Source organism: Rhizobium changzhiense, assembly GCF_013087625.1.
Lineage (GTDB): Bacteria > Pseudomonadota > Alphaproteobacteria > Rhizobiales > Rhizobiaceae > Rhizobium > Rhizobium sophorae.
On sequence record NZ_JABFCQ010000005.1, the window covers coordinates 135,850 to 155,615 of the forward strand.

Here is a 19,766-nt window from a genome sequence, read left to right on the forward strand (position 1 = left end):
CAAAGACTATCGTGAATTTTGCGAGCTATAACATACAGTACGGCTTCGGTCTCGACGGCAGATACGATCTGGCGCGGATTGCCCGGGGCCTCGAGGGTGCCGATGTCATCGCGCTGCAGGAGGTGACCCGCGGCTTCTCCCGCAACGGTTTTGCCGACATGGTGGCCGATGTTGCAGCCTTCTTTCCCGACTATTTCTGGGTGTATGGGCCAGCCTGCGACATGCATGTCGAAGCGGCCGAAGGCGGGCTCCAGCCGGTGCCGGGTACCCGTTTTCAGTTCGGCAATATGGTGCTGTCGCGATGGCCGATCCTCTCGACCCGGACGCTGCTTCTGCCGCGCAGCCGGACGATCGGCAAGATCAATCTGCAGCGCGGCGCAACCGAGGCGGTGATCGACGCACCCGGCGGTGCGGTCCGCGTCTATTCCGTGCATCTCGACCATGTCTCCGCCGACGAGCGCATCCGCCAGCTGCAATTCTTGAACACGCATATCAATGCCTTCGTCCAGGAGGGTGGGTCGCTGACGGGAGGTGGTGAATTCGACCTGCCTGAGCCGCCGCTGCCGGAGGATTATATCATCATGGGCGATTTCAACATGGAGCCGGAATCGCCGGAATATTGCGCGCTGGCCGGGGCTGGCGGCGGATATTACGGCCGCGTGGCGAGGATCGGCACGCCGGTCGACGCCTTTGCGGCGCTGAAGGCCTACTCCCCGGAGAGCTACAGCTGGATGAATCCCGAAGATCACGGCAAACGCATGCATCTCGATTATTGCTTCGTCAGTTGCGGCCTCGAGGGCCGGTTGAAATCCGCCCGGATCGATACGCAATCCGTCGGTTCCGACCATTTCCCTCTATGGGTCGAGATCGGCGATTGAAGGAGACGCCGCCGGTGCGGCGACGCCTCCTTTCTAGTCTTTGAGCATGATGTTGTCCGAAAACCGCGTACACTTTTCGGCATCATGCTCTATCAGGCAACCTTCCGTGGCTGCAGCATGCCCGGCTGCAGCACGGTTTCGATGTGCGACACCATGGTGTTGCGGGCGAAACAGTAGATTTCGCCGCAACCCGTCATGCGGAAACCGAGCTTCTCCTGCAATCGCAGCGAAGCCGGGTTGTCGGCGAAGACGCCGGAATAGATCGGCGTCTCCGGCATGCGGCGCGAGAAGCGCTCGATGATCGCCGCCACCGCCTCGCTCATATAGCCGCGCCGCCAGTAGTAGCGGTTCAGCCAGTAGCCGAGGTGCCAGCGGCCGTGGCGCAGCTCGATCGAGACGTTGCCGATATGGACATCGTCCTTATCGGTGATCGCCAGCGGCCAGTCGGGCAGGGTGCCCGAGGTGACCGGGACCAGCCAGTCCAGCGCATCCTGCCGGTCGAACGGCGCGGGTACGCGGGACAGCATGCGCGTGACCGCGAAATCGGAGAGCGATTCCGCGATATCAGGCGCATCGCTCAGCCTGTGGGGGCGGAGCGTCAGCCGGGCGGTCGAGATGACCGGCGCGGGGCCGGGCATCATCGGCTTGACCTCGGGCCTTTGCAGCGCAGTCGTGCTCATGCGATGTTCCCCCAGCTTCTGAGGGACATCCAGGTCTTGCGGTCGAGCCTGTACCATTCCACCGGCACGTTGCTGCCGAGCGCCAGCGAGGCGGCGAGCCCCGAACCCTGGAACTGGAAGCCGCACTTCTGGATGACGCGGCGCGAGGCGACATTCATTACCCGGCAACGGGCGTCGATCTGATCGACGTCCTGGCGGGTCCTGAATACCATATCGACCAGGGCATGGCAGGCCTCGGTCGTATAACCCTTGTTCCAATAGGGCTCGCCCAGCCAGTAGCCGATCTCGACGGTCTTGCCGTCCGTCTGCGGTTCCACACCGCAGCAGCCGATAAAGGCGCCGTTTTCGGCCTTGGTGATCGCATAGACGCACTTGCCAATCTCGCCATTTTTCGTGCGACGCACGAAGTCGGCAGCATCATCGGCGGTATAAGGGTGCGGCATACGCGATACCATGGTGGCGACTTTGGCGTTATTGGCGAGATGGGCAAGGGCGTCGATGTCTTCTTCGTGGGGCGCGCGCATGACGAGCCTTTCCGATAACAAGACAGGGCAATCGGTCCTTAACCGTTCCGGCCTCAGCCGCTCCGTGGAAGACCGCTGGTCTTCCCGGGGAGACCTTGATTGGTCTACCCTTAACAATTCGCCTTGCATGGTTCAGTCCTCCTTGAGGGGTAAAGAAAAAGGGGAGATGGCGCCCCATCTCCCCTGTTTTCTAGACTGAACCTGATACGGCCAGCCGGGTCGATGAGACGCCGGCTGTTTTTGAGCGCTACCGGCTTATTCCGCTGCTTCCGCTTTCGGCATGACAGACACGTAGACGCGACCGTTGGCCTTCGTTCGGTAGTTCACATTGCCGGCGGTAAGTGCAAAAATCGTGTGATCCTTGCCGAGGCCGACGTTGGAACCCGGATGCCACTCAGTACCGCGCTGACGCACGATGATGTTGCCTGCGATGACGGCTTCGCCGCCGAACTTCTTCACGCCAAGGCGCTTGGACTGAGAATCGCGACCGTTGCGCGAGGAACCGCCAGCTTTTTTGTGTGCCATTGGAGTTCTCCTTTAAACCTTGTCCCGTTGATCTTACTTGGCAGCCACGATGTCCGTGATACGGACGACCGTGTGATGCTGACGATGGCCGCGCGAACGCTTCGAATTTTGACGGCGGCGCTTCTTGAAGGCGATGACCTTCTTGCCGCGGTTCTGTTCGACGACTTCTGCCTTGACAGAGGCGCCGGTAACGAAGGGCGCACCGATCGCAGCGTCGGCGCCTTCGCCGATCACGAGCACTTCGGTGAATTCAATGGAGTCGCCAGCGGTGGCTTCCAGCTTTTCGATGGTCAGTACGTCGTTGGCTGCCACACGGTACTGCTTACCGCCGGTCTTGATGACTGCGAACATTTTTTATCCTTTCATGTTCGTTCCAGCGCTCCCCGCTAATCCAGCAGGTGGCTGTCTTTTTATCAGTCGAAGTTAAGCAGGGATTTCAGAGGTGTAATCCTCGAACTCGTCCTGCCGGTGAAGCCCCGCGCGAGCGCGGGACGGCCAAGGCGCGGATTTCTCCAAACCTATTGCGCGGTCGAGATACGCGAGTGACAAAAAGGTGTCAAGGCAAAAGGATGGAATGCTTCGACTTTTCGGCTTGCCAGCCTGTCATTTGCCCGTTATGAGAACGCCCGCGCCGAACAAGCGCCGACCAGACCGCGGAGAGGTGGCAGAGTGGTCGAATGCACCGCACTCGAAATGCGGCATACCTGCAAGGGTATCGTGGGTTCAAATCCCACCCTCTCCGCCATAAACATAATTATCATGCAATGGAGCACGTGCGAAAACGTACGGTTGGCGTACGCCACATTCGATTGCAGGGCCGCATCCGCGGCGCGGATGAAGCAACCCGTCCACAAGAGGGGCGACGCAGGCGGTTATGGCCCGTTGATGATGCGATACACGGAAGCATTGCCTTCAACTCCGTGGAGTGAGGAACCAAATTCCACGACATGGTGGCCGGTCAGGAGATGAATGACGCCTGGCGCCGTATAGAGCGCTTCCGAGATACAGATCTCGCCAGCATCTGCCAGAGATTGCACGCGGGCGGCAACATTTACGGTCTGACCAAAATAGTCGAGATTATCGTTTAGCGTGACAGCTATCGATGGACCGCAGTGTGCGCCGATTTTGAGGATGATCCCCGGCTCACCATGTTCGAGATTGAAACGCTCGATTTCCTTTAAGATCTGCAATGCGGCCGAGACTGCGTCTGTTGGGCGACAGAAGACGGCCATCACTGCGTCGCCGATCGTCTTTACGATGGCGCCGGAATGTTGCTGTGCCGTCAATTCGAGGAGAGCAAAATGCTCTCTCACCAAGGCGTAGGCGTTGAGGTCGCCCAGGCGCTCATACAGAGCCGTTGAACCTTTTAGGTCTGTGAAGAGGAAAGTCACTTGGCGAATGCCGAGCCCTTCCCGCTCGTCGACTCGCTCGGACCGGAACAGGCGCCTGAAGGTCTGCCTTGCCAGCAACATCCCGCCGGAGATATACGGCTCGAATTCGAGCTGCGGCTTGATTGTCAGGGCTGCCACCTCGGGCGGCCAGTTTATCAAAAGCAGTGAGCCACGAACGAGTCCTGTATTTTCCACCTCGATAATACAAGGACCCGGCGATAAAACGGCGAGGGTCGGGGAAAAGCGTTGCCCATCATACCTGACCCGCAGCAGCGTCGGCGCTGTGGCCGGCTCACCCGATATCGGCGTCATGAAGGCGGCTTGCGTTTGGACATTCACGCCGGAGAGAACACCAGGACCCAGTTCCGCCCGTAGCGTGACGCTCGAGCTCGGCGGCAGATAAGTGAGGCCTCGGACCAGTCCGCGCAGGTAGTCGAGAAATCGAGCTTGCTGGCCGGGCAGCTTGCCGTCGTTGGCGAAGCGAAGCTTCCAGTGGAAGTCTTCGACCGAGAGCGAGTCGGGATCATGAAACGGCAGCCGCCGAAGATGCGGCGACACGGAGAACGTAACTTCGATGAAGTCATCGAGGTCAGTTTCACCCGATACGTCGCACAAGCCACAGACATAATGGGTCTTGAGCGTGCGCAAGGCGCCAAAGCTGTCGAGCACCATTCCAGATTGGGGACAAAGCACATCCCAAGTCATCTCGAACAGGCCGCATCGGGTGGCATGGAGGAACAGATCAATGGATTCCGTGTCAGTTATCGCGCGGTCACGTGCGAACGCCAGCGGATTGACACGATAAAGGGAGAGATCGTTGCCGTCCCTGATTAGCGCTTCGAACTCAGAGATCACGCGCGGGCTCCAGGATCGAGCCTGCTCGATCTGGATCATCTTACTTTCGAGAAGCCGATCGTCGACGCCAGTCATGGTCAACTTGTCCGAAGGCGTTACGAGCGGAATTTCAGTGCGTCGCCGGGATCGAGTTCCCAATGACCTACATGTTCGAACCTTCACCCGCCGCTGTAGATTGCCAGCCCCAATTCTACCGAATGAACCCTGCTGACACAAGGTCGTGACCGGAGCGGGGGTTTTGCGAATACGCTTCCAGAGGCGCACGATGCAGGTCGTCACCAAGTTATTGGAGACCAGATGGCGGACGATCCGAAAACTCAGAGGCCGCTGGCAAGCCTGGGTCCGGCGGCGTGGCACGCAGCTACATGGCGTTTAGCTTGCGAAACCAGTCTTGAACCAGGGAATAAGCGATTGGGAAGATCGCGACACATGATATTCATGGCGGTCAAGAACTGGCAGCAGACAAATAAGCGGGGGAGGTAGCCTCTGGCACTCGGCCAGGTTCAGTTGCCCAGCGCCTTCATCACAGACTCCAACCTCATCGCCGCTAACTCATGTCGGCTTGAACCAGCCCGTCGATCATGAAGGTCGGCGAGACATGGATGCCAGACTGTCGCGGCTCATGGGCGGGTGATCCTATAGACCAGCAAATCGTCCGAATCCACAAGCTTGGTTGCGGTCTTGTCCAGATAATCGATGACGCCAACATGATGCTCGACGAACCGCAAGTCCTGATGGTCGGTGGCGTTCTTGGTCACCCCGAACAGATCCGCGCCTTGCGCGCGCAGTTCATCGAGCTGCGCGATGGCAGTGGCGTCATCCGCTACGAATTTCGACCAGTCCGCATCGCCTCCTCCAGGCGGGAACACCCAGCCGCGCACCCTGCTGTAGTAGACTGCGACGGGGTCGCCGACGTCGGGTGCGGTGGCGACAACGAGATCGCCCGGTCGCGCCAGCCGCGCTAGTTCCTCGCCAAGCAGCTTGCCGTTCATGGCGATTGGCTTCTTCATTGTCCTGACGAGGGGCAAGGTCGACCAGGCAAGCGCGATGGCCACGATGAAGATCGCGCGAAGCACGACGGCGGGGGTCAGAACCGTTCGCGATGCAAGCGTTGCCAGAAGAAGCCCGCCGCGGCCGCAGAACATCGCGACGGGCACATGGAAGATGTGGAAGTTCCACACATTGCTGGTGATCTCGCCTGCCGCCGCCAGATAGATGATCAAGGCCGCAGCCAGCCACACATAGGGAATGGCCGAAAGGGTGCGTTGCTTCGGGTCTTCGGCGGGTCTGGGCGGCATCCATAAGCCGACCGCGAGCAGCACCATGAACGGATAGCCGTAGAACCACCAGACCGACGTGTTCCACGCCGATTTGAAGTAGAACCTCTGTTTAACGTATGCCCGGAAGCCGTCATCCCAGATATAACCGCCGCCGGCGATATGAAAGGGCGGATAGCTGCGGCCGAGATAAATCGCCCAGATGTAATAAGCGGCGATGATAGCCAGGCTCAGAAGCCCCCACAGGAAGACTGCGGTTGCCTGCTTCTGCTTCTTCTCCAGAATCCAGCAAACCATCAAATAGAAGATAACGGCGCCGGCGACGAGGCCTGGCGGCTTTGACAGTGCGCCGAGCGAGAAGCTGACCGTGGCAAGCGGCAAGAGCCAGGGGCTGCCGCCGGTCCAGTATTTGACGAACAGCCAGACGCCAAGGGTCACCAAGGCGAGCATCGCGGGATCGGGAAGAAACGAGCTGTCGATCATGATCGCCGCCGGCATCAGCGCGTAGGCGAGTGCCGCCGCGTGGGCGTGCATCCTGTCCCAGCATAGTGCCGTCAGCCTGTGTAGCGAAAACACCGTCACCAGACCGAAGAATGCCGCAACCACGCGGCCGAACCAGTCGTGCCAACCGAAGAGTTGGTAGAGCAAGGCTGTGAGATAGCTGACGATCTGGAATTCGCGGCCCTGATAGCCTGGCACGGGCCCGGTCCAGCTGACCTCCGGAAAGAAGATGTTCCAGCTGCGCTGCTGGAAATTGTCGGCCATCATTGCGGTGCTTATCTCGCGCCAGCTGAAGCCGTCGACCAGTGGTAAGGTGATCTTATGAAACCTGAAGACGATGGCAATAAACAGGATCCCCAGCAAGATCGCAGTGTCGAGGCTCGGGTATTTGCGAGCAACCATGTCCCAGTCGCTCGTCTGCTGCTGACATTGCTGACCTTCGGCTCGATTCAATTTCGGGTCGTCGCTCATCTGAACCGTGTCCTTCCCACTGACGCCCGACACCGCGCGATACGCGCCGGCATCTGATCGAGAGGAAGATTTGGTTGAGCGGGATTAGGCCGTCGGCGCTGTCGGCTGCGAAGTGGCTCGTAGGCTTCACCGAGCACCGGTTTGGAAGGCTTGCGGGGCGGCTTTGTCATGATGGCAGTTCATCAGCAATGCCTCAAAAAGCAATTAGCCCAGATTGATTACTGATTCCATCCCCGTACGAACACGATAGGGCATCGGTGAGAGACGGCTCACCTTTTGATAGTCTCTGGCACATGGCCAGCGTCAGCTCCCCAGCGCCTTCTTCACCCAGACTCCGACCTCATCGCCGCTGCTCATATCGGGCTGCACCAGCCCATCTATCATGAAGGTCGGCGAGACATGGATGCCGTTCTGCCTGGCATATTTGCAATGCCATTTGATCTCCCGGTCGAGGTCCGGGATTGCGAAGGCTTCCTTCAGCTTGACGCCGCTGTAGCCTTCCAGGCGCTCGATGATCTGGTTCGGCGTCACATCCATATTCGGGCCGCCGGCATGACGCTCGAATTCGAACTCCTCGCGATGGGCTGCGATGGCGGCCATCACTTTCTTTGCTGTCTGCTTGCCGTCTTCCAGCGTCGAGGCTGCGATGATGCAGCGGACAAGGACGCCGGAATACATGTGCCAAGGTTGTGACTGCAGGCGGATCTTCACGGTGATCTTGTCTTCGCCCGCATGGCTGAGCAGTTCGTCGAGCTTGTTGAACGCTCTGACCGAGTAAGGGCAAGTCGGCTCCAGAAAGGCTTCGAAGATGCGGGGGCCGGTTCCCCAGGTGAGCGGATCGGCGTGCCAGGAAGGGGTCGTCATGGGATTCCTTTCTGAAGGTAAAACATCCGAAGCGACTTAAGGTACCAGTCTCCAAAAGCCATGCTTCTTGCCGTGCCGGCGCTTGAGTTCCGCGACATGGGCGTCATGGGATCTTATGTTGCTGAAGTCATCGATATGAGGCGCAAGCGACGCGCAGTCCGCAAGATGCCTCGCCGCGTGTTTATAGCGGCTGGGCCGGCAGTCATCGAGTGCGAAATCGATCATGGAGCGCAAGACAATGGTCGCTGCGAGCGGATGTTTCTCCGCCAGAGCTTCGGCCGCCGGCGTCATCAGCTCATAGAGATCGCCGTTCAGTTCCGCTTTCCTGATCGCCACCAGTTTTGCCGCCTCGGCAAGTGCCGGCCAATTCAGAAAAAAGACAAGTGCCTGGTGGACGTCCGGGAAAGCCCGGGCATGGGCAAATGCCTTCTCCTCGGCCTCAAGATCGTCGAAATCCGGCAATCGCTTGAGGAAGGCCTTGAGGTGCCCGGCATGCAGCGACCGCTCGAAGCACGCCCATCGATAGGTCTGTGCCTCCTCTGCGCGCCCCAGAGCCTCAAGCGTCTCGACGCGAGCAAGCTGCCATTCGAATGGCATTTCGGCCCAGCCTCTCCTGTCGGCCCCATCCAGCGTCTGCAGCGCTTCCTTCGCCCGCCCGGCCGAAAGCAGACGATTGGCGATGTCGGCCGCAATCATCGGCGCCTTGCGCGTCTCCTCGGGATGCTGGCCAATGTAGGCATCAACATCGCCCTGAGCGTCAGCAATTTGCTGCAAGGCTATGCGCACCGTCAGATCCCGGTGAGTGCCGGCGATCTCATCTTGGTAAATCGCGCCGCCGCTGCCCCAGCCAATGACCTTGCGCTCCTCTTCCGCCGGCTTGTCTTTCGGCTCCTTGGACCATTGGGCGACGAGGGTTTTCAAGCGATCGAGACCATCCTTGCCGAGGGCTGGCACCATCGCGGCAATCAGGTTGTCGTACTGGCCGTAGCTATCGTCCTGCACGGCTTTGAACACCTTATCGGCCAGAACATGGGCATCGATTTTGGCGGACTCAGCAATTGCAGCAGCATCCTCGCAAGCCTGGTGAAAACTTTGGATGAGCGAACCGCCGCGGTCGTTGGACCTCTCAAAGATCGAATCGGCCAGTGCGAGGAACTGCCATATCAGTTCGAAAGCCTCCTGGGGATCATCGGCAGCAACGGTCTCTGCGATCGTTTTGCGCTGCGTTTCCAGATCGCTCTTCAGCGCCTTCACTTTGTGCCAGTTGATGAGAGTGCGAGCCCGGGCAATGCTCGCAAGCCGCTTTCGCACCTCACGCGCCACCTCGGCGCTGCCGTGATTGCCGGCAAGCTCCATTCGAAGCCGTCGCTTGTGGGCGGCACTGCCCATGCTGACCTCGATCAGCAGCTCGGCAAGGCGCTGCGCTCCAAGGGATTCGAGATTTTTCGCATTGAGTGTCGTCTTGGCTGCCATCGTCATCGCTGTCGTTTCTGCGGCTGACCCTACCCTGCAGGCAGTACGAGGCCAAGGTCCGGGAATGTATGCACGGGATAATCCTTCGGCACCTCGCTATTAGCTAAAAACTAACGCTGCCTCGTAACGACTCCTAAAGCCGGTTTTGGCACCTTGGTGCCTGTCGAATATTGCTTCCAAATTTCTCGCTGGGGTTGATTATGAGTCATAATAAAGACGCCTGGGTCAGCCAGCGCGCTTATTCACTATGGGAATCGGAAGGCAGGCCGGATGGCCGCGGGGAAAGCCATTGGGCGCAGGCGTTGAGGGAGTTCGAGCAGCTCGAGCTGACGAAGGCCTCGCCTGACGGAAACGATCTCATCGAGAAGCTGAAAGCAGCCGGGCGGCTGATGCGGATATATGACGCGGGGGCGCCCGCCGTCGAGAACGACCGGCAGATCAAGGCAGCTCGCTAGGCCGTATTTATCAATCCCTGGGTTGCCGAAATATTCAGCGGCATTCCAGGCGGACGATCGGTCTTGCCGGCAGGCGTCTTGCCACTTCGACGAAGCCGGCATCCAGAAACATCGAGAGCGCTCCCGGATAGAGCTCGGCTCCGTTCGAAGTACGGGCTGCCTGATCGACGGGGTAGGCTTCGAGACATTCGGCGCCGTTCGCGCTTGCGAATTCGACGGCGTGTTTCAATAACAGTCGCGACAGGCCCTGCCGCCGGAACGGCTTGCGGACGATGAAGCAATTGATCGACCAGGCCGGCCTGTCATCGACTGGAGCAAAGGGTTTTGAACGGTGCAGCCGGTCGAATACGGCGCGTGGCGCGACACCGCACCATCCGGCCGGCTCATTCTCGTGATAGCCGAGAATGCCCGGCGCGCGCGAGCCGGCGAGCAGGCTTCGGAACCAGTTGCGATTTCCCTCGCCCCAACCTGCCTTGTAGTCGGCATTCGGAAGGTACCAGTAGGCACAGCGACAATTCCGGCCGCCGGAGCAATCGTCGAAGACTGCTTCTATATCGGTCAAGCGGTCGGCAGTGGCGGGAAGGAAAGAGAAGCGATCCGGCATACGGGGAGATTAGGCGCGGGTGGGCGATTGGCAAGACCGCTCCCCCGTTCTCCAACGCTACTGACGGGCGGCCCAACTCAGACCACGCCGCAGGATGAGCGGCATGTAGGGATGGTCGAATTCGGCCGCGACGTGGCCGAGGGCGGAATAGAAGATGCGGCCGGCGCCGAAATGGCGCTTGAAGACGACGGGCATCACCACATTGCGGGCTGCCGGATCGTAGGCGCCGGTGAAGGTGGTGGTCGCCAGGATTTCGACGGTCGGATCATAGTGGAGATAATATTGCTCCGAACGATAGTCGAAGTCCGGAATGCCCTCCATGACGGGATCGTTCTGGCGGGTGACGGCGACGCGGAAGTCGATGATATTGCCGGGGTGAGCGACCCAGGTGACGCCGGAGACATAGCGGAAAGGCGCGCTTTCCTTGAAGGACGTGGCGAGCGCGCCATGATGGCCGGCAAGCCCGAGCCCGCCGCGCACGGCTTCGACGAGGGCAGTGGCATGTTCCTTCTCAAGCTTTTCACCGGTGATGATCGGCACCAGCAGATCGGCTTTCGCCAGCGTCGGAGATCCGAACGCGCCGAGATCGCCGGTCACCTCGACCGTAAAATCGTCCTCGCGCAGCAGATCGGCGACAATATGAGCGCATTGCTCCGGCTCGTGGCCCTGCCAGCCTCCCCAAACGACCAATGCCTTCCTCATTCGCGCTCTCCCTGCCTGATGGCTGTAGACCGTTGATCATCATATGCTGGTGCAAGCCCCTTAGATCGGGCGGCTATGCAAATCACGCGAATAATTCATGAATATTGCCGGCCCGGCACAAGGGCACGGGCGGGCGGCTTCGGCATTTGACGTATTGTCCGTTGACGCCGATCGCAGTTCTTTCTTTTTATTGACGTGTATCTCGTCTAGGTTTCCCTCATCTCTCACGAATAATAGGGTGGTGCATGGCAGGTGAAACGGTTCTTGTCGTCGGCGGTGCCGGCTATATCGGCTCGCATACGTGCCTCGACCTGGCGAACAAGGGCTATAGGCCTGTCGTCTTCGATAATTTTTCGAACGGCCATCGCGAGTTCGTCAAATGGGGGCCGGCCGAAGAGGGCGATATTCGCGATCGCGCCCGGCTGGATGAGGTGCTGGCCAAGCACAAGCCGGCGGCGATCCTGCATTTCGCGGCGCTGATCGAGGTCGGCGAATCGGTCAAGGATCCGGTTTCCTTCTACGAGAACAATGTGATCGGTACTTTGACGCTGCTTTCAGCAGCCCAGGCGGCTGATATCAACGCCTTCGTCTTCTCCTCTACCTGCGCGACCTACGGCCTGCCGCAGAGCGTGCCGCTCGACGAAACGCACCGGCAGGTGCCGATCAATCCCTACGGGCGGACGAAATATATCGTCGAGCAGGCGCTTGCCGATTACGACCAGTACAGGAGCCTGCGCTCGGTGGTGTTGCGTTATTTCAATGCGGCTGGCGCCGATTTCGAGGGCCGGATCGGCGAATGGCATCAGCCGGAAACGCATGCGATACCGCTAGCGATCGACGCGGCGCTCGGTCGCCGCCAGGGTTTCAAGGTGTTCGGCAGTGACTACGAGACCCGCGACGGCACCTGCGTGCGCGACTATATTCATGTGCTCGATCTTGCCGATGCGCATGTGCGCGCCGTCGAATATCTGCTGAAGGGCGGCGATTCCGTCGCGCTCAACCTTGGCACCGGCACCGGCACGACAGTCAAGGAATTGCTGGGCGCCATCGAGGACGTGTCGAACCGGCCTTTCCCGGTCGAATATATCGGCCGTCGCGAAGGCGATTCGCATACGCTGGTCGCCAATAACGACAAGGCGCGCGACGTGCTCGGCTGGGTGCCGCAGTATGATCTGTCCGAGATCATCCGCTCCGCCTGGGACTGGCATGCGAAATCCAACCAGCATTGAAAAGGCGCGTCGGCCGAACATCCTGCTGATCACGGCGGACCAGTGGCGCGGCGATTGCCTGTCGGCCGTCGGTCATGCCTGCGTGAAGACGCCTGGTGTCGATGCGCTGGCGCGCGAAGGCACGCTCTTCCGGCGGCACTATGCCGGGGCGGCACCATGCTCGCCGGCGAGGGCCACACTCTATACCGGTCTCTATCAGATGAACCACCGGGTCTGCCGCAACGGTTCGCCGCTCGATGCCCGCTTCGACAATTTGGCACTGGCGACCCGGCGGGCGGGATACGACCCGACGCTGTTCGGCTATACGGATACGGCACCCGATCCGCGCGGCATGGATGCCGGCGATCCGCATCTGACGAGTTATGAAGGCGTGCTCCCGGGTTTTACCGCCCGCCAGCTTCTGCCAGAGCATGAAAGACAATGGCTCTCCTGGCTCAGGTCCCGCGGCCATGCGGATGCCGTCAGCCGCGATATCCATATTCCTGTTGGTGCTAGAGCCGGAGAAATTTCAACCGCAGCGCCAGCCTATTCGCGTGACGAGACCCAGACGGCGTTCCTGGCCGGCGAGTTCATCCGCTGGATGGGCGAACAGGACGGGCCGTGGTTCGCGCATGTCTCTTTCTTACGTCCGCATCCGCCATTCTCCGTGCCGGAGCCGTTCAACCGAATGTTCAAGCCGGGGGACGGACCGGTTTTTGCACGCGCGGAAGACCGCGAAGCGGAAGAGAACAGTCATCCCTATCTCGCCTATGCCATGCCGCGCGTTGAGAAGGGCAACTTCATCCACGGCGCAACGGGACCGCTCGGCGACTGGAACGCCGAGGATTTCGCCACGATAAGGGCGATCTATTACGGGATGATATCGGAGGTCGATGCGCAGCTCGGCCGCATCTGGCAAGCCCTGAAGGATGCTGGCGCCTGGGACGATACATTGATCGTCTTCACCTCCGACCATGCCGAGATGGCGGGCGATCACTGGACGCTCGGCAAGGGCGGCTTCTTCGACGGCAGTTATCATATTCCGCTTGTCATTCGCGATCCCGCAAGCGGTGCTCGGGGCGGGATCGTCGACGATTTCACCAGTGCTGCGGATATTTTTCCGACACTTTGCCAAAGGCTCGGCATCGACGCGAAGAACGGGCTCGACGGCCGGTCGCTCATGCCGTTCGTCAACGGCGGGAGCGGACAGGGTTGGCGGGATGTGGTATTTTGGGAATTCGATTTCCGCGACATTGCGCATGGCGAGGCCGAGCGGCATTTCGGGCTCCGGTCCAACCAATGCAATCTCGCGGTGATCCGCGACAGACAGTTCAAATATGTGCATTTTACCGCATTGCCGCCGCTGCTCTTCGATCTTCGCAACGATCCGATGGAGCTCGACAATGTCGCGGCGGATCCGGCCTATGCGGCGATACGGCTCGCCTATGCCGAGAAGCTGCTGTCGCTGCGGGCACGGCATCTCGACCAGACGCTTGCCTATACCGAGCTGACGGAAAGAGGGCCGGTGACGCACCGGCCCTGACATTACAGCGCTGCGCGTCTTTTCAGACGCGCAGCGCTGTAACACTTTGAATCACTGCATAATTTTATCCTTAAATCGATTCCGATTTAAGGAATTATGCAGTGGCTCAGCCGAGATAATCGCGCTTGCCGATCGGGACGCCCTGGTTGCGCAGAATGGCGTGAGCCGTCGCGACGTGGAAATAGAAGTTCGGCAGGGCGAAGGTGGCGATATATTCGTCACCGGGGAGTACGATACCGCTCTTCCCCGGCAGGGTGATCTCACGGCTTTCAGCGCCTTCCAGCGCTTGGGCCGAGAAGGTGGCGAGATAGGCTTCGGTTTTTGCCAGGCGCTCGCGCAGGGCATCGAGCGTCGTTTCGTTGTCTTCGAACTTCGGGGCGTCGGTCGCGGTCAGGCGGGCGAGCGCGAATTTGGCGCTGTCGCTGGCGCGCTGATACTGGCCGGAGAGCGGCAGCATGTCGGGCGCAAGGCGAGCGGCGACCAATATGGCAGGATCGATATTCTTTTCCGTGGCATAGGCTTCGGCCTTGTCGAGGTAGGTTTTCAGGCCGGCGAGGCCGCGCTGGAACATCGGAACGGTAAGGCGATAGATCGAAATGGACATCTGTCCTGTCTCCAAAATCTTCAAATGATTGGGCCGCGGCGAGAGATCAAAGACGCCTGCGGCTCTCGGCCTGTCTTCGACCCCGCATAGATGGATGCTCGCTTCGCCTTTCACAACGCAGGAAATGCAGGCGCCGGCGGTGAACGCCCGCGGCATTGCGCTTCATCCGTATCTGGTCGCCGCTAAAGATACTTGACGCCGTTCCCAGAAAATGGAATGAATATTCCGCAGAACAGATTTGACGGTTTGTTTGTTCCGTTTTGCGGAGCGCCGCGGGAGAGGTGGCGCAAGGAATTGCGGCTTCAGAGCAAATGCCTGGAGCTCCGGCGTGAGGAGGGTGCAGCCGGGCACCGCTTTGTGGAGGAAGTAAAATGAAAAAGTTTATCCTGGGCACTGCGATGGCGCTCGTCATGTCGACGGCCGCTCACGCGGAAACCGTCGGCGTCTCGATGGCGAAGTTCGACGACAATTTCCTGACGGTTCTGCGCAACGGAATGACCGATTATGCAAAGACACTGAGCGGTGTGACGCTGCAGGTCGAAGACGCGCAGAACGACGTTTCCAAGCAGCAGAGCCAGATCCAGAATTTCATCGCCTCCAAGGTCGATGCAATCATCGTCAACCCGGTCGACACCGATGCCACCACGGCAATGTCGAAGCTCGCGGCTGATGCGGGCATTCCGCTGGTTTACGTCAACCGTCAGCCGGTCAACGTCGACACGCTGCCGGACAATCAGGCCTTCGTCGCCTCCAACGAGCAGGAATCCGGCACGCTGGAAACCAAGGAAATCTGCCGCATTCTCGGCGGCAAGGGCAAGGCCGTTGTCATCATGGGCGAGCTCTCCAACCAGGCTGCGCGCATGCGCACCCAGGACATCCATGACGTCATCAAGACGGATGAATGCAAGGGCCTGGAAATCGTCGAAGAGCAGACGGCGAACTGGGACCGCACTCAGGGTGCCGACCTGATGACCAACTGGCTCTCCAGCGGCATCGAATTCGACGCCGTGATCTCCAACAACGACGAAATGGCGATCGGTGCCATCCAGGCGCTGAAGGCAGCCGGCAAGGATATGACCAAGGTCGTCGTCGGCGGCGTCGACGCCACGCAGGACGCGCTTGCTGCCATGCAGGCGGGTGATCTTGACGTCACCGTGTTCCAGGATGCTGCCGGCCAGGGCAAGGGCTCGCTCGACGCGGCGCTCAAGCTTGCCAAGGGCGAAAAGGTCGACAAGAAGGTCTACATTCCCTTCCAGCTCGTCACGCCTGAGAACGTCAAGGACTTCGTCACCAAGAACTGAGGCGAAATGCCAAGCAGGATGCGGGCTTTGCCCGCATCCTTTCCGCCTGTCCGTATCCGGAGGAGATGATATGGCCGTCAGCCCGACAACCATGGCCGCCGTGCGCGCGAGTGGTGCAGTTCCGAATGCGGAATATCTCTTGAGCGCCGAGGGCGTTCGCAAGGAATTTCCGGGTGTCGTCGCACTCGACGACGTGCAGTTCCGGCTGAAGCGCGCCTCCGTGCATGCGCTGATGGGCGAAAACGGTGCCGGCAAATCGACGTTGATGAAGATCCTCGCCGGCATTTATATCCCCGACAAGGGCGATATCCGCCTGAAAGGGATCGAGATCCGGCTGAAATCTCCGCTCGATGCGCTGGAGAACGGGATTGCCATGATCCATCAGGAACTGAACCTGATGCCATTCATGACGGTCGCGGAAAATATCTGGATCCGCCGCGAACCGAAAAACCGCTTGGGTTTCATCGATCACGGCCGCATGCATCGCATGACCGAGGAGCTGTTTGCCCGGCTCAATATCGACATTGATCCCGATATCGAGGTTCGGCACCTCTCGGTCGCCAACCGGCAGATGGTTGAGATCGCCAAGGCGGTTTCCTATAATTCCGACGTGCTGATCATGGACGAGCCGACCTCGGCATTGACGGAGCGCGAGGTCGAGCATCTTTTCCGTATTATCCGCGACCTTAGGGCCCAAGGCATCGGCATCGTCTACATCACCCATAAGATGAACGAGCTTTTCGAGATCGCCGACGAGTTCTCCGTCTTCCGCGACGGCCGATATATCGGCACCCATGCCTCGACCGACGTCACCCGCGACGACATCATCCGCATGATGGTCGGGCGCGAGATCACCCAGATGTTCCCCAAGGAAGAGGTGCCGATCGGCGAGGTCGTGCTCTCGGTCAAGGATCTTTGTCTCAACGGCGTCTTCAAGAACGTCTCCTTTGAGGTCAGGGCCGGCGAAATCCTCGGCGTGGCCGGCCTCGTCGGCTCCGGCCGGTCGAATGTCGCCGAAACGCTGTTTGGGGTGACGCCGGCAAGTTCTGGCTCGATCGAGCTCTACGGCAAGCCAGTCACCATTTCTTCGCCGACCGAGGCCATCCGCAATCGGATGGCGTTCCTGACCGAGGACCGGAAAGATACCGGCTGCCTGCTGATCCTCGATATTCTCGAGAACATGCAGATCGCCGTTCTGCAGGACAGATACGTCAAGGGCGGCTTGGTGCAGCAGGGCGCAGTCGAGGCAACCTGCGAAGACATGGCAAAAAAGCTGCGCGTGAAAACGCCCAATCTTTACGAGCGAGTGGAAAATCTTTCGGGCGGCAATCAACAGAAGGTGCTGATCGGGCGCTGGTTGCTCACCAATCCGCGCATCCTCATCCTCGACGAGCCGACGCGTGGTATCGATGTCGGCGCCAAGGCGGAAATCCACCGGCTGGTCGTGGAGATGGCGCGAGACGGTGTGGCGGTGGTCATGATCTCGTCCGAGATGCCCGAGGTTCTCGGGATGAGCGACCGCATCATGGTCATGCACGAGGGGCGCGTGACCGGTTTCCTCAATCGCGACGAAGCAACGCAGATCAAGGTGATGGAGCTGGCTGCGCAGTGATGCGTCGACGGCGATCATCCAAGGGAGGTTTGACATGACTACCAAGGCAGCAGAGGGCGCGGCTCCGCTCGCAACCCGGCAAAGGCGGCGGCGCATACCGACGGAACTCAGCATTTTCCTCGTGCTCGTCGGCATCGCGCTCATCTACGAAGTGCTCGGCTGGATGTTCATCGGCCAAAGCTTCCTGATGAATTCGCAGCGTCTGACGATCATGATCCTGCAGGTCTCCGTCATCGGCATTATTGCCGTCGGCGTTACGCAGGTCATCATCACCGGCGGCATCGATCTTTCGTCGGGCTCGGTCGTCGGCATGACGGCGATGATCGCAACAAGCTTCGCCCAGTCCTCGACCTGGGGACGGGCCGTTTTTCCCTCGCTGACCGACCTGCCGGCTTTCGTGCCGATCGTCGTTGGTCTGCTAATCGGGGCGGCGGCCGGTCTCGCGAACGGCGCGCTCATCGCCTATACGAAGATCCCGCCGTTCATTGCAACGCTTGGCATGTTCGTTTCAGCCAGAGGCGTCGCCAAGTGGTATACGAAGGGACAGCCGGTTTCGGGGATCACCGAACAGTTTCATTTCATCGGGACGAAAGCCTGGCCGGTTGTCGTCTTCCTGGTCGTTGCGCTGATCTTTCATATTGCGCTGCGCTACACCCGTTATGGAAAGTTTACCTATGCCATCGGCGCGAACCCGCAGGCCGCGCGCGTTTCCGGCATCAACATCGAGGCGCATCTCGTCAAGGTCTATGTGATTGCCGGATTGCTCGCGGGCCTTGCGGGTATCGTCACCGCGGCGCGTGCTGAAACTGCACAGGCCAGCATGGGCGTCGGATATGAACTCGACGCGATCGCCGCGACCGTCATCGGCGGCACCTCGCTCACCGGCGGTGTCGGGCGCATCACCGGCACCGTCATCGGCACCATCATTCTCGGCGTCATGACCTCCGGCTTCACGTTCCTCAGGATCGATGCCTATTACCAGGAGATCGTCAAAGGCCTTATCATTGTCGCGGCCGTCGTCATCGACGTCTACAGACAGAAGAAACGCCGCAAGCACTGATCTCTGGCATACGATGGTTTTTGCGGGGGCTTCGGCCCCCGTTTCGTTTTCAGCGCCGATGGATTTCTAAAAAAAGAGGTGGCGAATTCCGTCAGCTTTTCTATTCTGGCCGCTTCATTCGCCCGATCGGGCAGCGCAGGAAGACAGATGCAATTCGTATTTGACGGTCACAACGACGTTCTCCTTCGACTCTGGACACATTCAAAAGACGGCAGCGACCCGATCGCGGAATTCGCAGACGGCACGACGGTCGGCCATATCGATGCGCATCGGGCGAGAGAGGGCGGTCTTTCAGGCGGTCTCTGCGCCATCTACATTCCCTCGGGCGATCTCGTCTTCGCCGATCCGGATGCCGATGGCCGCTATGTGACGCCGATGGCGGCCCCTCTCGATCCGCTGCCTTCCCTTGCCATCGCCAATGAAATGGCGGCCATCGCGCTGCGGCTCGATCAGGCCGGCGCCTGGCGGCTCTGCCGGACGGTGAAGGATATCCGCGGCGCTATGGCGGACGGCATTTTCGCCGCCGTCATGCATATGGAAGGCTGCGAGGCGATCGGCGCCGATCTCGCGGCGCTCGAGGTATTCTATGCGGCAGGGCTGCGGTCGCTCGGGCCGGTCTGGAGCCGGCACAATGTGTTCGGTCACGGCGTGCCCTTCGCCTTCCCGATGTCACCGGACACGGCGCCCGGCCTCACCGATGCCGGCTTCGCGCTGGTCAGGGAATGCAATCGCCTCGGTATCTTGATCGACCTTGCTCATATCACCGAGAAGGGTTTCTGGGACGTGGCGAAGAAGACGGACCAGCCGCTGGTCGCAAGCCATTCCAATGCCCACGCCCTGACGCCGGTCGCGCGCAACCTGACGGACAGGCAGCTCGATGCGATCCGCGAAAGCGGCGGGCTGGTCGGCATCAATTATGCCACCGCCATGCTGCGCGCCGACGGTCGCTCGGACAGTGATACGCCGCTTGCCGATATGATCCGCCACATCGACTATCTCGTGAACCGCATCGGCATCGACTGCGTGGCGCTCGGATCGGACTTCGACGGGGCCACCATTCCCGAGGAAATCGGTGATGCAGCCGGTAATCAGAAGCTGATTGCCGCTCTCAGAGAGGTTGGCTATGCTGACGCCGACCTGGCAAAACTTGCCCGTGAAAACTGGCTTCGTATTCTGGCTCAAGCTTGGCGGGAGGACCACGCCTAAGCCTTTCGTATCCAATCAAAAAACAGGGGAAC

19 protein-coding genes, 1 tRNA gene and 1 pseudogene are annotated in these 19,766 nt (G+C 60.0%); 9 read left to right on the forward strand and 12 right to left on the reverse strand.

Annotated features, from left to right (window positions below):
* The first annotated feature begins 11 nt into the window (after positions 1–11).
* Entirely contained in the window at positions 12–878 is an 867-nt protein-coding gene (locus G9X68_RS23535) for an endonuclease/exonuclease/phosphatase family protein (protein WP_171604453.1), read from the forward strand.
* A 92-nt stretch (positions 879–970) separates the two neighbouring features.
* Here the strand turns inward: G9X68_RS23535 and G9X68_RS23540 are convergent, their stop codons facing one another.
* The 4 genes from G9X68_RS23540 to rplU all read right to left on the reverse strand — a co-directional run bounded on the left by G9X68_RS23540 (position 971) and on the right by rplU (position 2,958).
* Positions 971–1,558, reverse strand: coding sequence for a GNAT family N-acetyltransferase (locus G9X68_RS23540; protein WP_171604454.1), 588 nt, complete (start codon positions 1,556–1,558; stop codon positions 971–973).
* Positions 1,555–2,211 (reverse strand): GNAT family N-acetyltransferase, encoded by a 657-nt coding sequence (locus tag G9X68_RS23545; protein ID WP_027668026.1) that lies wholly within the window; start codon positions 2,209–2,211, stop codon positions 1,555–1,557. The genes G9X68_RS23540 and G9X68_RS23545 overlap by 4 nt, the downstream gene beginning before the upstream one ends.
* A gap of 126 nt (positions 2,212–2,337) precedes the next feature.
* Positions 2,338–2,607, reverse strand: coding sequence for a 50S ribosomal protein L27 (gene rpmA / locus G9X68_RS23550; protein WP_003543909.1), 270 nt, complete (start codon positions 2,605–2,607; stop codon positions 2,338–2,340).
* A 33-nt stretch (positions 2,608–2,640) separates the two neighbouring features.
* Positions 2,641–2,958, reverse strand: a complete 318-nt coding sequence (gene rplU / locus G9X68_RS23555) for a 50S ribosomal protein L21 (protein ID WP_003543907.1) — start codon at positions 2,956–2,958, stop codon at positions 2,641–2,643.
* 304 nt (positions 2,959–3,262) lie between these two features.
* On the opposite strand from rplU, the gene G9X68_RS23560 reads away from it, so the two are divergent.
* Positions 3,263–3,352: transfer RNA gene (locus G9X68_RS23560), tRNA-Ser, on the forward strand.
* 127 nt (positions 3,353–3,479) lie between these two features.
* On the opposite strand, the gene G9X68_RS23565 is transcribed toward G9X68_RS23560, so the two are convergent.
* From G9X68_RS23565 to G9X68_RS23580, 5 genes and pseudogenes are all read right to left on the reverse strand, one after another.
* Positions 3,480–4,928 carry an adenylate/guanylate cyclase domain-containing protein gene (locus G9X68_RS23565; protein ID WP_171604455.1) on the reverse strand — a complete coding sequence of 483 codons (1,449 nt, stop codon included), beginning with the start codon at positions 4,926–4,928 and terminating at the stop codon, positions 3,480–3,482.
* Positions 4,929–5,356: 428 nt separating this feature from the next.
* Positions 5,357–5,469, reverse strand: a pseudogene (locus tag G9X68_RS32075) (thioredoxin); the annotation flags it as partial.
* A 4-nt stretch (positions 5,470–5,473) separates the two neighbouring features.
* Positions 5,474–7,102 (reverse strand): ArnT family glycosyltransferase, encoded by a 1,629-nt coding sequence (locus G9X68_RS23570; RefSeq protein WP_171604456.1) that lies wholly within the window; start codon positions 7,100–7,102, stop codon positions 5,474–5,476.
* A 303-nt stretch (positions 7,103–7,405) separates the two neighbouring features.
* Entirely contained in the window at positions 7,406–7,966 is a 561-nt protein-coding gene (locus tag G9X68_RS23575; protein WP_171604457.1) for a DsbA family protein, read from the reverse strand.
* A 36-nt stretch (positions 7,967–8,002) separates the two neighbouring features.
* Positions 8,003–9,439 (reverse strand): DUF6880 family protein, encoded by a 1,437-nt coding sequence (locus G9X68_RS23580; RefSeq protein ID WP_171604727.1) that lies wholly within the window; start codon positions 9,437–9,439, stop codon positions 8,003–8,005.
* Positions 9,440–9,639: 200 nt separating this feature from the next.
* Here G9X68_RS23580 and G9X68_RS23585 point away from each other — a divergent pair, with 200 nt between their 5' ends.
* Entirely contained in the window at positions 9,640–9,894 is a 255-nt protein-coding gene (locus tag G9X68_RS23585) for a DUF2934 domain-containing protein (protein WP_171604458.1), read from the forward strand.
* 34 nt (positions 9,895–9,928) lie between these two features.
* Here the strand turns inward: G9X68_RS23585 and G9X68_RS23590 are convergent, their stop codons facing one another.
* The gene (locus G9X68_RS23590) at positions 9,929–10,498 is read right to left on the reverse strand and encodes a GNAT family N-acetyltransferase (RefSeq protein WP_171604459.1); all 570 of its coding nucleotides are present in this window, start codon (positions 10,496–10,498) and stop codon (positions 9,929–9,931) included.
* Positions 10,499–10,555: 57 nt separating this feature from the next.
* Entirely contained in the window at positions 10,556–11,200 is a 645-nt protein-coding gene (locus G9X68_RS23595; RefSeq protein ID WP_171604460.1) for a ThuA domain-containing protein, read from the reverse strand.
* Between the two features lie 245 nt (positions 11,201–11,445).
* Here G9X68_RS23595 and galE point away from each other — a divergent pair, with 245 nt between their 5' ends.
* A complete protein-coding gene (galE, locus tag G9X68_RS23600) occupies positions 11,446–12,429 on the forward strand; it encodes a UDP-glucose 4-epimerase GalE (protein WP_171604461.1) in 984 nt (327 codons plus the stop codon).
* Complete coding sequence (locus G9X68_RS23605; protein ID WP_171604462.1) at positions 12,407–13,951, forward strand: alkaline phosphatase family protein; 1,545 nt, start codon at positions 12,407–12,409, stop codon at positions 13,949–13,951. The genes galE and G9X68_RS23605 overlap by 23 nt, the downstream gene beginning before the upstream one ends.
* Before the next feature lie 106 nt (positions 13,952–14,057).
* On the opposite strand, the gene G9X68_RS23610 is transcribed toward G9X68_RS23605, so the two are convergent.
* Positions 14,058–14,555, reverse strand: coding sequence for a DUF1993 domain-containing protein (locus G9X68_RS23610; RefSeq protein WP_171604463.1), 498 nt, complete (start codon positions 14,553–14,555; stop codon positions 14,058–14,060).
* A 371-nt stretch (positions 14,556–14,926) separates the two neighbouring features.
* On the opposite strand from G9X68_RS23610, the gene G9X68_RS23615 reads away from it, so the two are divergent.
* From G9X68_RS23615 to G9X68_RS23630, 4 genes are all read left to right on the forward strand, one after another.
* Positions 14,927–15,856, forward strand: coding sequence for a sugar ABC transporter substrate-binding protein (locus G9X68_RS23615; protein WP_171604464.1), 930 nt, complete (start codon positions 14,927–14,929; stop codon positions 15,854–15,856).
* A gap of 70 nt (positions 15,857–15,926) precedes the next feature.
* Positions 15,927–17,468, forward strand: coding sequence for a sugar ABC transporter ATP-binding protein (locus G9X68_RS23620; protein ID WP_171604465.1), 1,542 nt, complete (start codon positions 15,927–15,929; stop codon positions 17,466–17,468).
* Between the two features lie 34 nt (positions 17,469–17,502).
* Entirely contained in the window at positions 17,503–18,528 is a 1,026-nt protein-coding gene (locus G9X68_RS23625; protein WP_011653996.1) for an ABC transporter permease, read from the forward strand.
* A 147-nt stretch (positions 18,529–18,675) separates the two neighbouring features.
* Entirely contained in the window at positions 18,676–19,734 is a 1,059-nt protein-coding gene (locus G9X68_RS23630; protein WP_171604466.1) for a dipeptidase, read from the forward strand.
* Positions 19,735–19,766 lie beyond the last annotated feature (32 nt).